Source organism: Intestinimonas sp. UBA1698, assembly GCF_002320075.1.
GTDB lineage: Bacteria > Bacillota > Clostridia > Oscillospirales > Oscillospiraceae > Intestinimonas > Intestinimonas massiliensis.
Genome location: NZ_DCJO01000033.1, coordinates 55272 through 72210, shown reverse-complemented (window position 1 = coordinate 72210; position 16939 = coordinate 55272). Strand labels below are relative to the sequence as shown.

At 59.8% G+C, this 16939-nt stretch carries 19 protein-coding genes, 1 tRNA gene and 2 pseudogenes; 17 read left to right on the top strand and 5 right to left on the bottom strand.

The window, feature by feature from the left end:
• Nucleotides 1–7 precede the first annotated feature (7 nt).
• The 4 genes from yfmF to B3H64_RS07400 all read left to right on the top strand — a co-directional run bounded on the left by yfmF (nucleotide 8) and on the right by B3H64_RS07400 (nucleotide 3682).
• The gene (yfmF, locus tag B3H64_RS07415; protein ID WP_286734153.1) at nucleotides 8–1309 is read left to right on the top strand and encodes an EF-P 5-aminopentanol modification-associated protein YfmF; all 1302 of its coding nucleotides are present in this window, start codon (nucleotides 8–10) and stop codon (nucleotides 1307–1309) included.
• Nucleotides 1302–2582 (top strand): EF-P 5-aminopentanol modification-associated protein YfmH, encoded by a 1281-nt coding sequence (yfmH, locus tag B3H64_RS07410; protein ID WP_238073209.1) that lies wholly within the window; start codon nucleotides 1302–1304, stop codon nucleotides 2580–2582. Before yfmF ends, yfmH begins: the two co-directional genes overlap by 8 nt.
• Complete coding sequence (lgt, locus tag B3H64_RS07405) at nucleotides 2579–3496, top strand: prolipoprotein diacylglyceryl transferase (RefSeq protein ID WP_286734150.1); 918 nt, start codon at nucleotides 2579–2581, stop codon at nucleotides 3494–3496. Before yfmH ends, lgt begins: the two co-directional genes overlap by 4 nt.
• 109 nt (nucleotides 3497–3605) lie before the next feature.
• Nucleotides 3606–3682: transfer RNA gene (locus tag B3H64_RS07400), tRNA-Pro, on the top strand.
• A gap of 60 nt (nucleotides 3683–3742) precedes the next feature.
• On the opposite strand, the gene B3H64_RS07395 is transcribed toward B3H64_RS07400, so the two are convergent.
• The 5 genes and pseudogenes from B3H64_RS07395 to B3H64_RS07375 all read right to left on the bottom strand — a co-directional run.
• Nucleotides 3743–4156 (bottom strand): recombinase family protein, encoded by a 414-nt coding sequence (locus B3H64_RS07395; protein ID WP_050618477.1) that lies wholly within the window; start codon nucleotides 4154–4156, stop codon nucleotides 3743–3745.
• Nucleotides 4156–6885, bottom strand: a complete 2730-nt coding sequence (locus B3H64_RS07390) for a recombinase family protein (protein ID WP_286734147.1) — start codon at nucleotides 6883–6885, stop codon at nucleotides 4156–4158. The genes B3H64_RS07395 and B3H64_RS07390 overlap by 1 nt, the downstream gene beginning before the upstream one ends.
• 92 nt (nucleotides 6886–6977) lie before the next feature.
• Nucleotides 6978–7124 (bottom strand): hypothetical protein, encoded by a 147-nt coding sequence (locus B3H64_RS07385; RefSeq protein WP_286734145.1) that lies wholly within the window; start codon nucleotides 7122–7124, stop codon nucleotides 6978–6980.
• A gap of 144 nt (nucleotides 7125–7268) precedes the next feature.
• Nucleotides 7269–7646: pseudogene (locus tag B3H64_RS07380) on the bottom strand (VirB4-like conjugal transfer ATPase); the annotation flags it as partial.
• Between the two features lie 248 nt (nucleotides 7647–7894).
• Nucleotides 7895–8277: pseudogene (locus tag B3H64_RS07375) on the bottom strand (transposase); the annotation flags it as partial.
• A gap of 264 nt (nucleotides 8278–8541) precedes the next feature.
• On the opposite strand from B3H64_RS07375, the gene B3H64_RS07370 reads away from it, so the two are divergent.
• From B3H64_RS07370 to xseB, 13 genes are all read left to right on the top strand, one after another.
• Entirely contained in the window at nucleotides 8542–9489 is a 948-nt protein-coding gene (locus B3H64_RS07370) for a stage III sporulation protein AB (RefSeq protein WP_050618439.1), read from the top strand.
• A complete protein-coding gene (locus B3H64_RS07365; protein ID WP_286734143.1) occupies nucleotides 9483–9998 on the top strand; it encodes a stage III sporulation protein AB in 516 nt (171 codons plus the stop codon). The genes B3H64_RS07370 and B3H64_RS07365 overlap by 7 nt, the downstream gene beginning before the upstream one ends.
• A 52-nt stretch (nucleotides 9999–10050) precedes the next feature.
• Nucleotides 10051–10245 (top strand): stage III sporulation protein AC, encoded by a 195-nt coding sequence (gene spoIIIAC, locus B3H64_RS07360; protein ID WP_033116648.1) that lies wholly within the window; start codon nucleotides 10051–10053, stop codon nucleotides 10243–10245.
• A gap of 6 nt (nucleotides 10246–10251) precedes the next feature.
• Complete coding sequence (locus tag B3H64_RS07355; protein WP_050618437.1) at nucleotides 10252–10638, top strand: SpoIIIAC/SpoIIIAD family protein; 387 nt, start codon at nucleotides 10252–10254, stop codon at nucleotides 10636–10638.
• 15 nt (nucleotides 10639–10653) lie between these two features.
• The gene (locus tag B3H64_RS07350; RefSeq protein ID WP_256319448.1) at nucleotides 10654–11769 is read left to right on the top strand and encodes a stage III sporulation protein AE; all 1116 of its coding nucleotides are present in this window, start codon (nucleotides 10654–10656) and stop codon (nucleotides 11767–11769) included.
• Entirely contained in the window at nucleotides 11766–12263 is a 498-nt protein-coding gene (locus B3H64_RS07345) for a stage III sporulation protein AF (RefSeq protein ID WP_238074459.1), read from the top strand. Before B3H64_RS07350 ends, B3H64_RS07345 begins: the two co-directional genes overlap by 4 nt.
• The gene (locus tag B3H64_RS07340; RefSeq protein ID WP_286734135.1) at nucleotides 12260–12796 is read left to right on the top strand and encodes a stage III sporulation protein AG; all 537 of its coding nucleotides are present in this window, start codon (nucleotides 12260–12262) and stop codon (nucleotides 12794–12796) included. The genes B3H64_RS07345 and B3H64_RS07340 overlap by 4 nt, the downstream gene beginning before the upstream one ends.
• A gap of 13 nt (nucleotides 12797–12809) precedes the next feature.
• Entirely contained in the window at nucleotides 12810–13412 is a 603-nt protein-coding gene (locus B3H64_RS07335; protein WP_286734133.1) for a SpoIIIAH-like family protein, read from the top strand.
• Between the two features lie 65 nt (nucleotides 13413–13477).
• The gene (locus tag B3H64_RS07330; RefSeq protein WP_050618432.1) at nucleotides 13478–13864 is read left to right on the top strand and encodes an Asp23/Gls24 family envelope stress response protein; all 387 of its coding nucleotides are present in this window, start codon (nucleotides 13478–13480) and stop codon (nucleotides 13862–13864) included.
• Nucleotides 13865–14058: 194 nt separating this feature from the next.
• Nucleotides 14059–14550, top strand: coding sequence for a transcription antitermination factor NusB (gene nusB / locus B3H64_RS07325; protein WP_050618431.1), 492 nt, complete (start codon nucleotides 14059–14061; stop codon nucleotides 14548–14550).
• Nucleotides 14551–14553: 3 nt separating this feature from the next.
• Nucleotides 14554–15489 (top strand): DNA-binding protein, encoded by a 936-nt coding sequence (locus B3H64_RS07320; protein WP_286734128.1) that lies wholly within the window; start codon nucleotides 14554–14556, stop codon nucleotides 15487–15489.
• Entirely contained in the window at nucleotides 15486–16727 is a 1242-nt protein-coding gene (gene xseA / locus B3H64_RS07315; RefSeq protein WP_278895288.1) for an exodeoxyribonuclease VII large subunit, read from the top strand. Before B3H64_RS07320 ends, xseA begins: the two co-directional genes overlap by 4 nt.
• The gene (xseB, locus tag B3H64_RS07310) at nucleotides 16702–16938 is read left to right on the top strand and encodes an exodeoxyribonuclease VII small subunit (protein ID WP_050618428.1); all 237 of its coding nucleotides are present in this window, start codon (nucleotides 16702–16704) and stop codon (nucleotides 16936–16938) included. The genes xseA and xseB overlap by 26 nt, the downstream gene beginning before the upstream one ends.
• Nucleotide 16939 lies beyond the last annotated feature (1 nt).

Below are 16939 nucleotides of genomic sequence, written 5' to 3'. Positions count from 1 at the left end.
TCCACCGATGATCCAAGTAACGCAAAAGGACCTGATGCCCGGCGTTCATCTGACGGCGGTGCATACCGAAAAATTTAAGACCTGTCTGCTGAGCGCCACGCTGCTTACCTCGCTGCGGAAGGAGACGGCCTCCCTGAACGCGCTGGTGCCATTCGTTCTTCGGCGCGGAACGGAGCGGGCGCCGGATATGGAAGCCCTGTCCGCCGCGCTGGACGAGCTGTACGGCGGCTCCATCGAGCCCAACGTCCGTAAAAAAGGGTCTGTTCAGTGTATTGGCTTTACAGGCAGTTTCCTGGATGACACCTATACGCCGGGCCGGGAAGCGATTCTGGAGCCCGCCGCGGCCCTGCTGGGGGACCTGCTCCTCCACCCGGTAAAGGAGGACGGCGGCTTCCGGCGTGAGTATGTGGAAGGGGAGCGCGCCAACCTGGTGGACCGGATTCGGGCCCAGGTCAACGACAAGCGCCAATATTCCGTGCAGAAGCTGATTCAACTGGTCTGTGCCGGAGAACCCGCCGGTGTGGATAAGCTGGGGGACGAGTCATCCGCCACCGCCATCACGGCAGACGGCTTGTGGGGGGCGTACCGGGCTCTGCTGCGGACGGCCCGTGTGGAGCTCTATTACTGCGGCTCGGCTCCGCTGGAGCGGGTAGAGGCGGCCCTGGTCGCCGCCTTCCGGGACCTGCCCAGAGAGGAGACGCGCACAGCGGCGGGGGTACAGTCCGTCGGGGCCCATGCGGCTCCAGGCGGGCCGCGGCTGGAAGAAGAGGCTATGGACGTGACCCAGGGCAAGCTGGCGCTGGGCTTCCGCACCGGCGGCCTGACGGCGGCCAGCCCTGAGTTTCCAGCCCTGCTGGTGATGAACGCCGTCTATGGAGGCACACCGACCTCCAAGCTCTTCCTCAACGTGCGGGAAAAGCTGTCCCTATGCTATTACGCCAGCTCCATGCTGGAGAAGTTCAGCGGGCTGATGGTGGTTTCCTCCGGCATTGAATTTGACAAATTTGAGGCGGCCAAGGCGGAGATCCTGGCTCAGATGGAGAACTGCCGGGCCGGGACCATCGAGGAGTGGGAGCTGGTAGGGGCACGCCAGTCGGTCATCAGCGCCCTGCGGACCACGATGGACGCCCAGGGCCGACTGGAGGAGCACTGGCTGGGCCAGGCGGTGGCCGAACTGACCGAGGGGCCGGACGAACTGGCCCGCCGGGTGGAGGCGGTCACGATGGACCAGGTGGTGGCGGCCGCCCGCCGTCTGGAGCTGGATACCGTTTACTTCTTGAAGGGCCGGGAGGGCAAAGCACATGGTTAAGAAGGAATACCCGCGCATTGGAGAGAGCCTGTATCATGGCGAGCTGGTCAACGGCCTGCATGTCTATGTGGATGTAAAGCCGGAATTTTCCAAGAGCTACGCCTTTTTTGCCACCAATTACGGCGGCATGGACATGCGCTTCCAGCTCAACGGGGAGTGGCACGATACCCCTGCCGGGGTGGCGCACTTCCTGGAGCACAAGATGTTTGACACCAAGGACGGCAACGCCCTTCAGGACCTGGCCGCTAACGGAGCCAGTCCCAACGCCTTCACCAGCTCAGCCATTACGGGCTACTACTTCGAGAGCACGGAGAAGTTTGAGGAGAACCTGAAGATTTTACTGTCCTTCGTGTCGGAGCCCTGGTTTACGCCGGAGAGCGTGGATAAGGAGCAGGGCATCATTGGCCAGGAGATCCGTATGATCGAGGACGATCCGGAAAACCAGGTGTTTTATGGGATGATGGAGACCCTGTATGTTCACAACCCCATTAAGGTGAGCATTGCCGGCACGGTGGAGTCCATTTCCCACATCACAGCGGATACCCTGTATGCCTGCCATGCGGCGTTTTATAATCCGGGAAATATGGTCTTGTGTGTGGCGGGCAATGTGGACCCAGAGCGCATCTGCGAGATCGCCCGGGAGATCCTGCCCCGGGAGGGGATTGCGGATATCCCCAGGGATTACGGCGGGGAAGAGCCGGAGACGGCCGCCATGCCGGAAAAGGTTCAGCGGATGGAGGTCTCCACACCCATTTTCCAACTGGGCTGGAAGGCGGACCCCGCTCCCATGGGGGAGGAGCGCCTGCGCTGTCAGCTTATGGGGGAGCTGGCCTGTGAAGCTCTGTTCGGCACCTCCACCGCCCTTTATGCGCGCTTGTACCGGGAGGGCCTGGTCAACCAGAATTTTGGATACGGCTATGAGGCGTATCCTGGCTGTGCCTTCCTGGCCGCCGGTGGGGAGAGCCGGGACCCGCGGGCCGTGCGGGCCGCCGTCCTTCAGGAGGCGGAGCGAATTGGTCGGGAGGGCATCCAGCCTGCCCTGTGGGACAGGCTGAAGCGCGCGGCTTACGGCGGCCGTGTGCGGGGCCTGAATTCGTTTGAGAATATCTGCGTGGGCCTGGCCCAGGGCCATTTTGCGGGCGCGGAGCATTTCCGCTTCCCGGAGGTGTTCGACACCATTCAAAAGGCGGACGTAGAGGCTTGCATCCGCCGTTGGGTAGTGCCGGGGCGCACCGGCCTGTCCATTGTAGAGCCCAAGGAGGCGAGGGCATGAGAACCGTGGCCTTTCCGGGCTTGGGGCTGGAGTTCCACCTGGATCGGGTGGCCTTCCGCTTGGGAGACTTTGCTGTCTATTGGTATGGTATCATCATCGCTGTGGGTTTCCTGCTGGCGGTGGTCTACTGCTACCATAAGGCCCCCAAGCTGGGAATCCGGCAGGACGATGTGATCGACATGCTGTTTTTTGCCGTGCCCCTGTCCATTATCGGGGCGCGGCTCTACTACATCGTCTTTTATCTGGACCTGTTCCGTAGGGAGGACGGAAGCCTGAGCCTCTATAAAATGATGGATATCCGGGATGGCGGGCTGGCAATCTATGGGGCGGTCATCGTCGCCTTTTTTACCCTGCTGATTTTCTGCAGAGTGCGCAGAATTAATTTCCTCGCCTTTGCGGATGTAGGCGTGTTCGGACTGTTTATTGGGCAGTGCATCGGTCGGTGGGGAAATTTTATGAATGTAGAGGCATTCGGCGGTCCGACGGAGCTTCCCTGGCGCATGGGAATCGACGTTTATATGGACGGAGTATGGCAGTATATGGAGGTCCACCCGACCTTTTTTTATGAATCCATGTGGAATCTGGCAGGATTTTTGCTTCTTGTGCTGATTTCCAGGAAATTTCGAAGGTTTGACGGCCAGCTTATGCTGACCTACTTCGCCTGGTATGGTTTTGGGCGCGGGATTATCGAGGGATTGCGTACCGACAGCCTGTATTTCTTCCACACGGGCATACGGGTTTCGCAGGTATTTGGCTTTGCTACAGCGGTGGCGGCTGTGGCGCTTCTGGTCTACCACCTGGCGGTTAAAAAGCATACGCCGGAGGAACTCTATGTGAATCGTTTGCGGGCGGCGGAAGCGGACAGGGAAGCGTCGGCTCCGCAGGCTGCAGAGGACAAGCAGGAGGATGCGTGACGGGTTTTGCCGGAGCCCATATGGGCTCCGGCAAAACCACAGAAAAAGCCGAAGGGAAGTTCTTGACATTCTGCGGCTAAATCACTATAATACATTGGTAACGTTGTTTCGGGGTGTGGCGAAGTTTGGTATCGCGCTTGGTTCGGGACCAAGAGGCCGCGGGTTCAAGTCCCGCCACTCCGACCATGTCGAATGTTCATAACGACACTGAACATTCGGGAGATAGGAGCAATCGAAAGATTGCTCCTATTTTCTTTTTTTACGGCGTTGGCTGGCATAGGCTTTGTAAAGGCTCTCCATGATTGGCGATACAAGCGGCTCACCGGGGTGTCTCGCTGAAAGAACGGCCACGCCCTCACGCTTGACACTATCGCCCCAGCGTAGCACTTGCCACATATCACGGCCCAATCGTGAAAAGTCTGTTACCAACACCGCACCAACACCCCCGGCCCGTATGGCGGCCTCCATTTGGCGAAAACCGGGGCGGTCGAGGGTCAAGCCGCTTGCGCCGTTGTCGGTGTAATATGTAAGGTCGGTATGACCCAGCGAATGGGCATATTGCGTAAGCTGGGCCTTTTGTGCGTCAATGCAGAGCTGGCTTTCATGGGCTACACGGCAGTACAGGGCTACTCTCACGGGCTTATTCTTATTCACCGTCATCACCCGGCCTTTCGGGGAATGTACTCAACCGCCACCCCTTGCCTTGTGTCAAGGGTGACGCTTGCGGGCAAGGCGGCAACTTCCGGCGTGTCAAGGGTGCCGATGAAATTGTAATAGATGTCAAGCCGCTGGGTACGGCCTTTTCCCACACCCTCGGCTTGATGAACGACGATTTTTTCCACCAGCTCGTTTAGAATAGTCGGCGTTAGCTCCTCAATATTGGTGTACTTCTTGACAGTCCGTAGAAAGGTGGCGGCGCTGTCCTTGCTCCGCTGCTCCTCGTCGATCTCCGCTTGCAGAGCGGAGATTTTCTTTTTAAGAGCAAGCTGTTCATCGTCATACCGTTTGGTAATCATCATATACCGCTCGTCGGATAGCTTGCCGCTGGCATTGTCCTCGTAGGTCTTAGAGAACAGGGCATCCAGTTCGTTACTTCGGGCCAACATGGCCCGAAGTTCCTGCCCCCGGCGTTTACTCTCCTTGACGGCCTCCTGCATGGATTTAGACATCAGCAGCTTTACAAAGTCCTCCTCCTTGTCCTGCAAAAAGGCAGTCATGCGGCGCAGCTCCAAAAGCATGACCTGTTCCAGCGCATCGGCCCGAATATAATGGGTGTCGTTGCACGTTCCCCGGTTGCCCCGGTAGTTGGAGCAGTTGAAGTATTGGATTTCCGTGTGCGGGTGGTTGACGTTGAAATGCAACTTACGCCCACAGCCAGCGCAGAACAGCAACCCCGAAAACATATTCTTTTCAACTTTCTTGGGTTGACGCCGCTTGTTCCCTTGCCGGGTGCGCTGTACCATTTCCCACGTTTGACGGTCAATAATTGCCTCGTGGACACCCTCAAAAATCATTTGATTTTCCTCGGGGTTCTCAAAGCGTCGCTTGTCTTTGAATGACTTAGAGTAGGTTTTGAAGTTCACCACATCGCCCATGTACTCACGGGCGTTGAGAATTTTGTTGATGGTGGTCTTGCACCAGTAATAGGGGCTATCCTTGTATGCGCCGCCCTTTTTTCCGCTCCTGCGGATACCTTTACTTCTCCAATACTCCGTGGGGGTTAGAATTTTCTGCTTTTCCAAATGGTCGGCAATGCGGTACTCGCTCATGCCGTCGATACACAGCTTATAGATATATCGCACCACTTGGGCGGCCTCCTCGTCCACAATCCACCGCCGGGGGTTCTCCGGGTCTTTGATGTATCCATACATCGGCTGGGAAAGCGGAACGCCTGTGTTTCCACGCAACCGATGGGAACTGCGTATCTTGCGGGATATATCTCTGGCGTACCACTCATTCATAATATTACGGAATGGTGCAAACTCATTTTCCCCCTCGGCGCTGTCCACGCCATCGTTGACAGCGATAAAGCGCACATCATGTTCTGGGAAAAACTTGTCTGTATACATTCCAACCTGCAAATAGTCCCGGCCCAACCGTGACATATCCAGTTCCTTGTCCCGGGCCAACAGTCCGTCCAGCTCCCGTTTCTTGCGTACCCGGTCATTTTCCGCTACCTTTGCCGAGCGACCTACCATCGCTTTGATGAAGTCATTTTCGTATTCGTTAGCGAAGCAGGCCAGCCGGTGGATCTCGTAGAGCACGACCTGCTCCAAGAAGTCCGGCCGGATATAGTGGGTAGACGAGCATTTACGGAGCCCGGAATTGTGGTTCTTACAGCTAAAGAATTTGATGTCGTGGTTGCCCTGGTTAAAATGGAAATCCAGATTGCCGCCACACTCCGGGCATTTCAGATAGCCGCAAAAGGCGCTGGACTCCTGCGTAACGGTGGGACGCTTGCGCCGTGTCCCGGCCTTTAACGCCTGTACCTTTTCCCAAGTTGGCCGGTCAATGATAGGCTCATGGACATTGAGGAAGATCGCCCGGTTTTCCTCCGGGTTTTCAATCCGGCGCTTCATTTTATAGGATTTGGAATAGCTTTTGAAGTTGATGACATCGCCGCAATATTCTTGGGTGGTCAAGATTTTCTTGATCGTGGTGTGTCCCCATTTTGTGGGCTCCACGGTGCTTTTAGAGCCTCCCCTGCTTGTACTCCTGCTGTGCCAATAGTAGGTCGGGTTGACAATCCCATCCGCACCGAGGGCAGCGGCAGTTTCAGCCAGCCCATACCCGTCCAGCGCCATGCGGTAGATACAGCGCACCACCTCGGCAGCCTCCGGGTCAATCACCCAAAACCGGGGATCGTCCGGGTTCTTTATGTAGCCGTAGGGCGGCGGAGAAAGCGGAATCCCGGCGTTGCCTTTCATCTTATTGACGATGCGGCGCTTCTTGGAAATGTCTTTGGCGTAGTATTCATTCATAATGTTCTTGAACGGGGTAAAATCATCTTCGCCTTCGTCGCTGTCCACGCCATCGGACACCGCCACCAGCCGCACATCATGGAGCGGGAGAAATTCCTCGGTGAGCTTGCCCACCTCAATGTAGTTCCGGCCCAGCCGGGAGAGGTCTTTCACAAACACTGCCGAGATGTACCCGGCCTCGATTGCGGCGATCATTTTCTGAAATCCAGGGCGTTTCATGGTGGTGCCTGTGATACCGTCGTCCACGAAAAAGATGGTGTCCGTATAGCCTTTGTCCTTGGCGGCCTTTTGGAGAATCTTCTTTTGGTTCTGGATGCTGTTAGACTCGCTGTCCATATTATCATCACGGCTCAGTCGGCAGTAGAGAGCGGCTGTGCCGGTAGAGATTTTCTTGCTTGACTGTTTCAAAATATCCTCCTTCCTGCAATCAAGCAAGAGGTTCTTATCTATGTATATTGTACCTCTGCCGACTGCCCGTGTTAAGGATGTCGATGGAACAGTTAAGCTGGCTCGAGATCGGCCAGCATCAGCTTCAACAGGATGTCATGCATGGACTTGCCTTTGTCCTTGTAGACAGGCGTGACAATGAATTGAATTTTGCCGACTTGATAGGTATATTCCTCCTTGACGGGTACGGGATCTTCCATGTAGGCCTCATTCCAGAGCAATAAGAATGATTTGGGCCATGAACTGACGCCATCCGGCGTCTTTTTTCTTGCGCACAATTTCTCTCCCGCGGTTAAGTTGCTATTTTGCCAACGGACCCTTTTTGTCCCGAAGTGGCCCCGGCCTTATTCGTCTTTTCGTTCATGGGCCATATCCTCCGGGCGGGTGGTCAGCAGGTTATAGATCTCTCCCTTGGGGAACCGATCCACAAACGGGATGGTCACATTTCCATAGAACAGCAGCCCCTTGCCGGAATTGGAGTGGGTGATGTAGGAGAGCTGGTGCTCGGAAATGCCCAGCTGCTTGGCGAGGATCGCCCGGTCACTTTGAGCCCGCGACAACAGGATCAGAAAATCCGTGTTGTCCAGAATGTTGGAGATGGCCGGGCTTGCCAGCAGGTCTTTCACATTCTGCGTGAGGGCGCTGGGGACGCAGCCCTTTTTGCGGAGCATCTTCCACACGGCCACAAAGTAGCTGGCGGTGAGTTCGTCCCGCAGCAGGATTTCTTTAATTACAACCGCATTAACATGGCTTTAAGTAGTAACACCAAGTTTGATGAACATTTGCGAAGCTTATTTGGTGAAGCACGCACAGCCAAGCTTAAGCATGAGTTGGAAAATAGACCACCAGAACAAAGAGAGCCCATAGTCCTAAATGCGCTAATCGATGCTTTGCGGGAGAATAGAAGTAACTATGTGCTTCCTTTCAAGTTTTACGGTGCTGAAAAGCTACGCACAAGTCATTTTATTATTTTTTCCATGAGCCGCCGGACCACCTGGGCGAACAGTTTCTGCTGAATCCCGTTCTCCTCAAGAATATGGCGGAAGCGTCCCAGCGTGTCTCCGTCCGGCACCTGGTTGCTGGAATCAACGCCACAAAACGCGGAAAACGCGCGGCTGTCTATGACCTCTGCTACGGTTCCCATGTCCGACAGGTCATACAGATTTTGAAGCATATAGATCCGCAGCATCCGTTCCAAATCGTAGGGCTTATTCCCGCGCTCCCCTTGTAATCGCACGGCTTGATTTTCGACACCCATTCTCCCCACGGAACAATGCGATCTATCTGCGATAGAAATTCTTTTTTCTTCGTCCGTACATTCGCCAGAGCGTCGCTGAATGCTGACAGGGTCATCTGCTGATCCATGAAATCACTTTACCACATTTCCGCTCATATTGCCCCCCTTTGTTCTGTGCGGTGAGGGAAGACCTTTTACATAATTTGTCTCAGGGGGCAGCGCAGAGCTGCTCCTTTATTTTTCCCCCTGAGCACCTGGCTATGTCCACATCGCAATCCCTCCGACCTTTGCATCAGAAAACTTTTGAACGGTCCAGTCATAGACATGGACAACCATACATAGAATGGAGCATCAACACAGGACAAGGGGGAAAATAACCCATGGAGACGGCGATAAGGGTGCGGACGGAGGCAGCTCGGTTCGAGCAGGCGGCGGCCCTTCTTCCCTATGATTTGCGGCAGGCGGCATGTAAAATGCCGGAGAGGGACAAGGCCAGAGCGGAAGAATTCCGGCTGCGGGCCGGCAGGCCGCCCATGGTGGCGGGACCGGCGGGGGAGCGGGAGATTCCGCACTGCCCAGGCCCGGTCCGCCCGGAGGATCTGGGTTTGGTACTGGAGGTGGCCAGCCGGGCCTCGGCGCACACGGTGCTGGACCGGGTGAAATGCGGATTCGTCACCGTCCGGGGCGGTCACCGGGTAGGCATCTGCGGCAGCGCGGTGGTTCGAGACGGGGAGATACATAATCTGCGGCAGATGTCCTCGCTGGCCATCCGGATTGCGCATGAGGTGCCCGGAGCGGCGGCGGGGGTGCTGCCCAAACTTCTGGAGGGCGGGAAACTGCACAGCACCTTGCTGCTCTCGCCGCCCGGCGGAGGCAAGACCACGCTGCTGCGGGACCTGGTCCGCTGCATTTCTGACGGGGTGGGGATGGAGGCCCTGCGCGTAGGGCTGGCCGATGAGCGGGGTGAGGTGGCCGCCATGTACGAGGGGGTCCCCCAGGTAGACGTGGGTGAGCGCACCGATGTGATGGACGGCTGCCCCAAGGGGGCTGCGCTGGCCATGCTGCTGCGGGGGATGAATCCTCAGGTGTTGGCGGCCGATGAGATTACCGCGGCAGAGGACATCGAGGCTCTGGAACAGGCGGCGGGCTGCGGTGTGGCGCTGTTGTGCACCGCTCATGGTGGGTCCCTGCGGGACCTGTGGACCCGGCCGCTCTACCGGCGGCTGATGGACGCCGGACTGTTCCGGCGGGTCGTCCTGATTCGTGCGGGTGAGGCCGGGCGGCACTATGAGGTGACAGAGCCGGAAAGGGGGAAGTGGCTGTGCTGAAACTGGCCGGCGCTTTGATCCTGATGGCGGGAGCTTCCAGCATCGGGTTTGGAGCCGCAGCCCAGCTCCGGGCACGGGTGACCAGCCTGCGCGCGCTGATCGGCGGGCTGGAACTGATGGAGCGGGAGCTCTCTTTTCGGCTGACCCCTATGCCGGACTTGCTGGCCGTCGTAGCAAAACGGGCACAGGCCCCGGCCTGCTATTTCTTCGCCCGGTGCCGGGACAGTCTGGACCGGCTGGGGGAGAAGAGCCTGGGCGAGCTGTGGCGGGAGGCGCTGGACGCTGAGCCCGACCTGCTGCTCTCGGGAGAGGAAACTCTGGTCCTGGCGGGGCTGGGGGAGGTGCTGGGCCGTTATGACGGAGATGGACAGAGGGAGGCGCTGGAGTCTGCCCTAGCCGAGCTGGCCCGCTGCCTGGAACGGGCGGAGGAAGATCGGAACCGGCTGGGCCGGATGTACGGTGTGCTGGGCATGGGAGCCGGTGCGCTGACGGTCATTCTCCTGCTGTAAACCGATTTCGAACAGACCGCCGGGGAGCGGCTGCGGGGGAAGTGGAGAAAGCATGAATGTAGATCTGATTTTCAAAATAGCGGCCATCGGCATCTTGGTTTCCGTGCTCAATCAGGTGCTGACCCGCTCGGGGCGGGACGAGCAGGCCACCATGACCACCCTGGCGGGGCTCGTGGTGGTGCTAATGATGGTGGTTCAGGAGATCAGCGATCTGTTCAACCTGGTAAAAAACCTGTTTGGGCTGTGATGTACCATGCCGGATATGGTAAAGATCGCGGCTGTGGCCGTGGCCGCCGCTCTGTGCGCGGTGGTAGTGAAGAAAAATGCCTCCGAATTGGGGCTGGTCCTGGCCCTGGCGGCCGGGACGGTCATCCTGGGGCTTTCCTTGGGTGCGTTGGAAGGCGTCCGGGAGCTGATGGACACCCTGGGCGATACTGCCGGGCTGTCACCGGCCATTCTGGCCCCAGTGCTCAAGACGGTGGGCATCGCCATTCTGACCCGAATTGCGGCGGAACTGTGCCGGGATGCCAAGGAGAACGGTATCGCCGCCTTTGTGGAGACGGCCGGGGCGGCCTCCGCCCTGTTTGTGGCCCTGCCTCTGCTGCGCACAGTGCTCAGTATGGTGACAGGACTGCTGTAGGCAAGGTGTGAATGTATGAGATATGCAAGCAAGGCCATGATCCCACTGCTGGTTTTGGCGCTGGCGGTGCTGCTGGCCCGACCGGCCCAGGCGGCGGAGAGCGATGTGCTGGTCCGGCAAGGCGAGGCCCTGGAGCTGGACAAGCTGACCGAGGCGGCGGGAGAGTACGCCCCCGGCGACGCGGGGGCGCAGGTGGATCTGAACGAGGGCCTTCAGTCCATTCTGGATACCGGGAGCGCCGCCCTGTGGGGCGTGGTGCGCAAGGCGGTGCGCAGCGGCATCCTGCTGCTGACGGTGGTGCTGCTCTGTGCCCTGGGGGATGGGGCCTACTCCGGAACGGGCTTCGGGACAAGCCTGGAAATCGTGCCCATTGTGGGGGCACTGGCCATCACAGCCGTGGCGGTGACTGACGTCAGCTCCCTCATCGGCATGGGGCGGCAGGCGCTGGACAGCATGGACTCCTTCTCCAAGGTGCTGCTGCCCACCCTGGCGGCAGCGACGGCGGCGGGAGGGTCACCGGCGGGGGCGGTCGCCCGGCAGGTAGCCACGGTCTTTTTTGCCGATGTCCTCCTGACGCTGATCGACCGGCTGCTGCTCCCGCTGGTGTACGCCTATATCGCCGCCTGCGTGGCCCATGCGGCCGTGGGAAACGAGGGGCTCAAGCGAGTGGCCGGACTGCTCAAATGGGGGGTGACCTCGGCCCTCACCACCATCATGCTGGCCTTTGTGGGTTATCTTACAGTCAGCGGGGTGATTGCCGGCTCCGCCGATGCGGTGGCGATAAAGGCGGCTAAGTTCGCCGTCTCCGGCATGGTGCCGGTGGTGGGCGGCATCCTGTCCGATGCGGCGGAGACGGTGCTGGCCGGCGCCGGGCTTTTGAAAAACAGCGTGGGGGTGTTTGGGATGCTGGCAGTGCTGTCCATGTGCGTGATCCCATTTTTGCAGCTTGGGGTCCACTATCTGGCCTATAAGCTGACGGCGGCCTTGTCCGCCACGGTGGCGGAGGGCCGGGTGGCCGGGCTCATCGACAACATCGGCGGGGCCTTCGGTCTGGTGCTGGGCATGACGGGAGCCTGCGCCCTGCTGCTGCTGGTCTCCATGATCTCGGCCATCTCGGTGGTGACGGCATGATGGAGCTGTTGAGACAGTGGCTGGTGGGGGTCACCTGTGCCGCCATGATCATCGCGCTGGCGGACAGCCTTACCCCATCCGGCACGGTGCGGAAGGTGGGAAAGCTGGTAGGAGGACTGGTTTTGCTGCTGGCTGTACTGCAGCCCGTCCTCACCTTTGACTACAGCGCCATGGCCATCGCGGCGACCGATTATCAGGCCGCTTTTGGCGCCTATGACCTGGAGCTGGAAGAAACTAACCTGGACCTGATGAAAACCATCATAGCCGAGCGTACCGGCGCATATATTCTGGACAAGGCGGAGGCTTTCGGGGCTCATTTGGAGCGGGTGACAGTGACCTGCCAGGTCGGAACGGGCGATATGCCCTATCCTGCAGCGGTGGTCATCACCGGCACATTGGACGAGGCCCAACGCCGGACCCTGACACGGCAGATCGAGGCGGATCTGGCCATCCCAGCCGACCGCCAAACATACGAAAGCGGTGACCTGGAATGAAGAAAAGTGCGGAAGGTGTAGTCCGGAGCGGGCAAAAGCTCCTGGTCCTTCTGGAAAAGTATAAATTCGTTCTGCTGGTGATCCTGACGGGCATCGTCCTGCTCACCCTGCCGGATCTGGGCGGGAGCGCGACGGCGCGGGAACAGGCGGCTGCGATGGAGTCTGCCGGCCTGGCCTTCGATCTGGACGGGCTGGAGCGCAAGCTGGCCGATACCCTCTCCCGGGTCGAGGGAGCGGGAAAGGTCTCCGTGGCGCTGACAGTAAAGACCAGCACCCGCCAGGTGCTGGCTCAAGACGCCTCCACCTCGCAAAAAGAGGGGGAGACCGAGGAAAGCCGCAGTACGGTGGTGGTCTCTCAGGGTTCGGGACGGGAAGAGGCGGTGCCGCTCCAGCAGATCTACCCCCAGTTTCAGGGGGCTCTGGTGGTGTGCGAGGGGGCGGACGACCCCGGTATCCGGCTGGCGATGGTGGAAGCGGTCTCCGCTCTGACGGGGCTGGGTTCCGATAAAATCAGTATCTGCAAGGGAAAATAAGGAGGAACAGACAATGAAGCTATGGAAACGGAACGCGGTAGTGGCGGTGATCGTCCTGTTCGTATGCGCGGCGGTCTACCTCAACTGGTCTTACAGCCAGGAGGGGAACGGGGTCTCTGCGGGGACGGGAAAGGTGTTGGGCGAGGCCGCCCTGGTAGGCGGCTCCGGCGCGGACACCGACGCACTGTTCGGGAATAAAGGAGGGGCATCTCCCACCCCGAGCGCCTCAGATGGCACGGAGACCCAGGCGCCTCAGACGAGCAGCGGCTACTTTGCCAGCGCCCGCCTCAACCGCCAGCAGGCCCGGGACAGCGCCTTGTCCCTGCTGCAGCAGGCCGCCGGCGACGAGAAGGCGGATCAGGCGTCCGTGGACCAGGCCAACCAGGCCATCCAGACCATGGCCGCCAACACCCTGGCCGAGGCCCAGATCGAGAATCTGGTCACCGCCAAGGGCTATGGCGACTGCGTGGCCTTCCTCAGCGATAACGGCATCAGCGTGGTCGTTTCGGCCAGCGAGAACGGCCTGACCGACACCGACACCGCCCGGATCAGCGAAATCGTCATGGGAGAGACCGGACTGAAGGCCAGCCAGATCAAGATCATCCAGGCCAGCTAAAAAGTCATTGTAATTCGCTCGTTTTGTGGTATAATGCTACTACTACAACAAGGAGCGTGATTCTCATGGGCGAGGGCAAGGAGTATGTTTCCCGGTCGGATGAACTGGGCAATATCCATATATCGGAAGAGGTCCTGGCGGTGATTGCCGCCGCCGCCGCGCTGGAAGTAGAGGGCGTCGGGGGACTGGCCGCCAACCTGGGCACCGATTTGGCCGAGCTGCTGGGCAAAAAGACGCTCAGCCGGGGCATCCGCCTGGAGGTGGCCGAAGAGAACGTTACCGTGGATGTCAATATCCTGGTCAAATACGGGCACACCATTCCAGAGGTGGGCCGGGCTGTGCAGGAGGCCGTGATGAGCAGCATCGAGGCGACCAGCGGTCTGACGGTCGAGGCTGTGAACGTCAATGTGGGCGGGGTCATTTTTGACAAAGAGACCCGCAAGCCCCAGTAATTTCCTGACCGCACGAAAAAAGCATTGGGCGAGTGGTCGCCCAATGCTTTTTTGTGGTAATTTGGTGTTTATTTTTGAGGGGAAAATGTATATAATCTATGCTGTATGAATAGCGGCATCCGTCCGGAGAGGCGGAGCGCGCCGCCGTTGAAAGAGGATTGGATATAAAAGAACGTTTTGTGGGAGGAACCGCCATGACCAGAAGCATTGCCCGGGAGATCGCCGTCCATCTGTCCTTCGAGCTGGGCTTTTCCAACCTGAGCGCTGAGGAGCTGCTGGACCGCTCCCTGACCAGGGAGCACTTCGAGACGCTTCGGGAGGAGGAGCCTCTCTATGCAGAATTCCCCAACGAAAAACAGCGCCAGTACATATCTGCGCTGGTGAAGGGAGTCTGCAGTCACGGGCCCGAGCTGGACAGCTATATTTCCAAATATGCCATCGGCTGGGCCTTTTCCCGGATTTCCCGCATGGCGGCAGCCGTGATGCGGGTGGCCATGTATGAGATTTTATACATGCCGGATATCCCCGCCGCCGCCGCCATTAACGATGCGGTGGAGATCGCCAAGCACTATGAGGCGCCGGAGACGGTCTCCTTTATCAATGGCATTTTGGGCGCCTTCATGCGGGGCGAGCTGCCTCCGGAGCGGGCCAACCAGCCCGCCGCCCCTGCTGCGGACGGGGAATAGGGTATGCCGGTCTGTCTGGGAATCGACACCAGTAACTACACCACCTCAGTGGCCCTGTTCGACGGGATGAGAGGCTATAATCTGGGACGGCTGCTGGAGGTGCCCGAGGGGGCTTTGGGCCTGCGGCAGAGCGACGCGCTGTTCCAGCATGTAAAGCGGTTGCCCTTGCTGATTCATCAGCTCCGGACGGAGGGGAAACTGGACGCCCCGATCTCCGCCGTGGGGGCCAGCGTCAAGCCGCGATGGGTGGAGGGCTCCTATATGCCCTGCTTTTTGGCGGGGGAGTCTCAGGGGCGGAGCCTGGCGGATCTGCTCCATGTCCCGTTTTATCCCTGCGCTCACCAGCAGGGACACATCGCCGCTGCGGCTTGGTCGGCGGGGCGTGCGGAGCTGCTGGACCGTCCCCATCTGGCGTGGCATCTTTCCGGCGGCACTACGGAGCTGGTGCTGGTGGAGCCCGCCGGGGCCACGGTGGAGTGTACCTGCATCGGGGGCACCAGCGACATCTCTGCCGGCCAGCTCATTGACCGCACGGGTAAGCTGCTGAACCTGACCTTTCCCGCCGGGAAGGCTGTGGATGCACTGGCCCGCGGTGCGGAGGAGGTCCAGGGGTTTCCCGTCAAGGTAAAGGACTTAACATTTTCGCTGTCCGGGGTGGAGAACCAGGTTAAGGCACAGGCAGAAAACGGGACCGATCCGGCCCGGATCGCGCGGTTTGTCCTGGAGACGGTCGCCGGAGCGGTGGTCCGTACCACCCGGGCGGCGCTGGAGCGTTACCCCGGCCTGCCGGTGCTCTGCTCCGGGGGCGTGGCCTCCAATGGACTGCTCCGGGGGCGGATGACGGACGCGGTGTTTGCCCCGCCGCAGTATTCCACCGACAACGCCCTGGGCGTGGCCATCCTGGCCGGTCGGGCCCTGAAACAGGAGGCGAGCACATGAGCATCCAGGGGCGTGTTTACAGCGTATCCCAGGTCAATGGCTATATCAAAGACCTGCTGGACCGGGACGGACTTCTGTCCGGCCTCTTTGTCCGCGGGGAGATCTCCAACTATAAGATGTACCCCTCTGGGCACCACTACTTTTCCATGAAGGACGAGGGGGGCGCCATCCGGTGCGTCATGTTCCGCCGGGAGGCGTCCCGGCTTCGGTTTCGGCCGGAAAACGGGATGAAGGTGGTGGCCTTTGGCCGGGTGGCTGTCTTTCCGCGGGACGGACAGTACCAGCTTTACTGCCAGGAGCTCTCTCCGGATGGCGTCGGAGACCTGCATGTGGCCTTTGAACAGTTGAAGGAAAAGCTCTTTCGGGAGGGACTTTTCGACCAGGGCCATAAGCGGCCGATTCCGCGGTATCCCCAAAGGATCGCTCTGATTACCTCACCCGCGGGGGCGGCAGTGCGGGATATGCTGCGCATTCTGGGGGCACGCTGGCCCTTGGCTCGGATCGTGCTGCTGCCGGTACGGGTCCAGGGGGTGGAAGCGCCGGGCGAGATCGCCTCGGCCCTTCGGTATGCCGATCAGCACCGGGTGGCCGACCTCATCATCACCGGCCGGGGCGGCGGCTCCATGGAGGACCTGTGGGCGTTCAACGACGAAGGCGTGGCACGGGCCATCTACGACTGTGAGACTCCCGTTATCTCCGCGGTGGGGCACGAGCCCGATGTGACCATTGCGGATTTCGTGGCTGATCTGCGGGCGGCTACACCTTCCAACGCGGCAGAACTGGCGGTGCCCGATCAGAACGAGCTGTTCGCGGCGCTGTTCCAATACGAAGCGCGGCTGGAACAGGCCATGGGGAGCAGGCTGGAGCGTAACCGGCGGGAGCTGGAGCGTCTGGGCAGGGCCCGGGCCCTGCAGGACCCGCTGTACTACATCCAGGACCGGAGGATGCTGCTGGACTACCAGAGCCGCCGCCTGGTCCACGGGCTCCACGGCACGCTGGCGGTGGAGCGGGAACGTTTTGCCCGGCTGGCCGCGGCGCTGGATGCGCTCAGCCCCCTGAAGGTGCTGAGCCGGGGCTATGCTCTGACCACCGACGGGGCGGGGCGGGTACTTGCATCCGTGTCCGGCGTGGAGCCGGGAGACAATGTGACGGTGCGCCTGGCGGACGGAGCCCTCCGCTGTCGGGTGGAGGCCAAGCAAGGAGGAGAGAACGATGGCGGAAAAAAAGAGGTCCTTTGAGGAGAGCATGGCCCGCCTGGAGGAGATCGTGACCCAGTTGGAAAAAGGGGAGGCCCCTTTGGAGGAATCCCTCAAGCTGTTTGAGGAGGGCACCTCGCTGATGAAGCAGTGCTCCGGCCTGCTGGATAAGGCTGAGCAGAAGGTGGTCAAGCTCTCGGCGGGGCCCGGCGGGAAGCCGGCGGAAGAGCCGTTTCTGCCCGGGGAGGGATGAT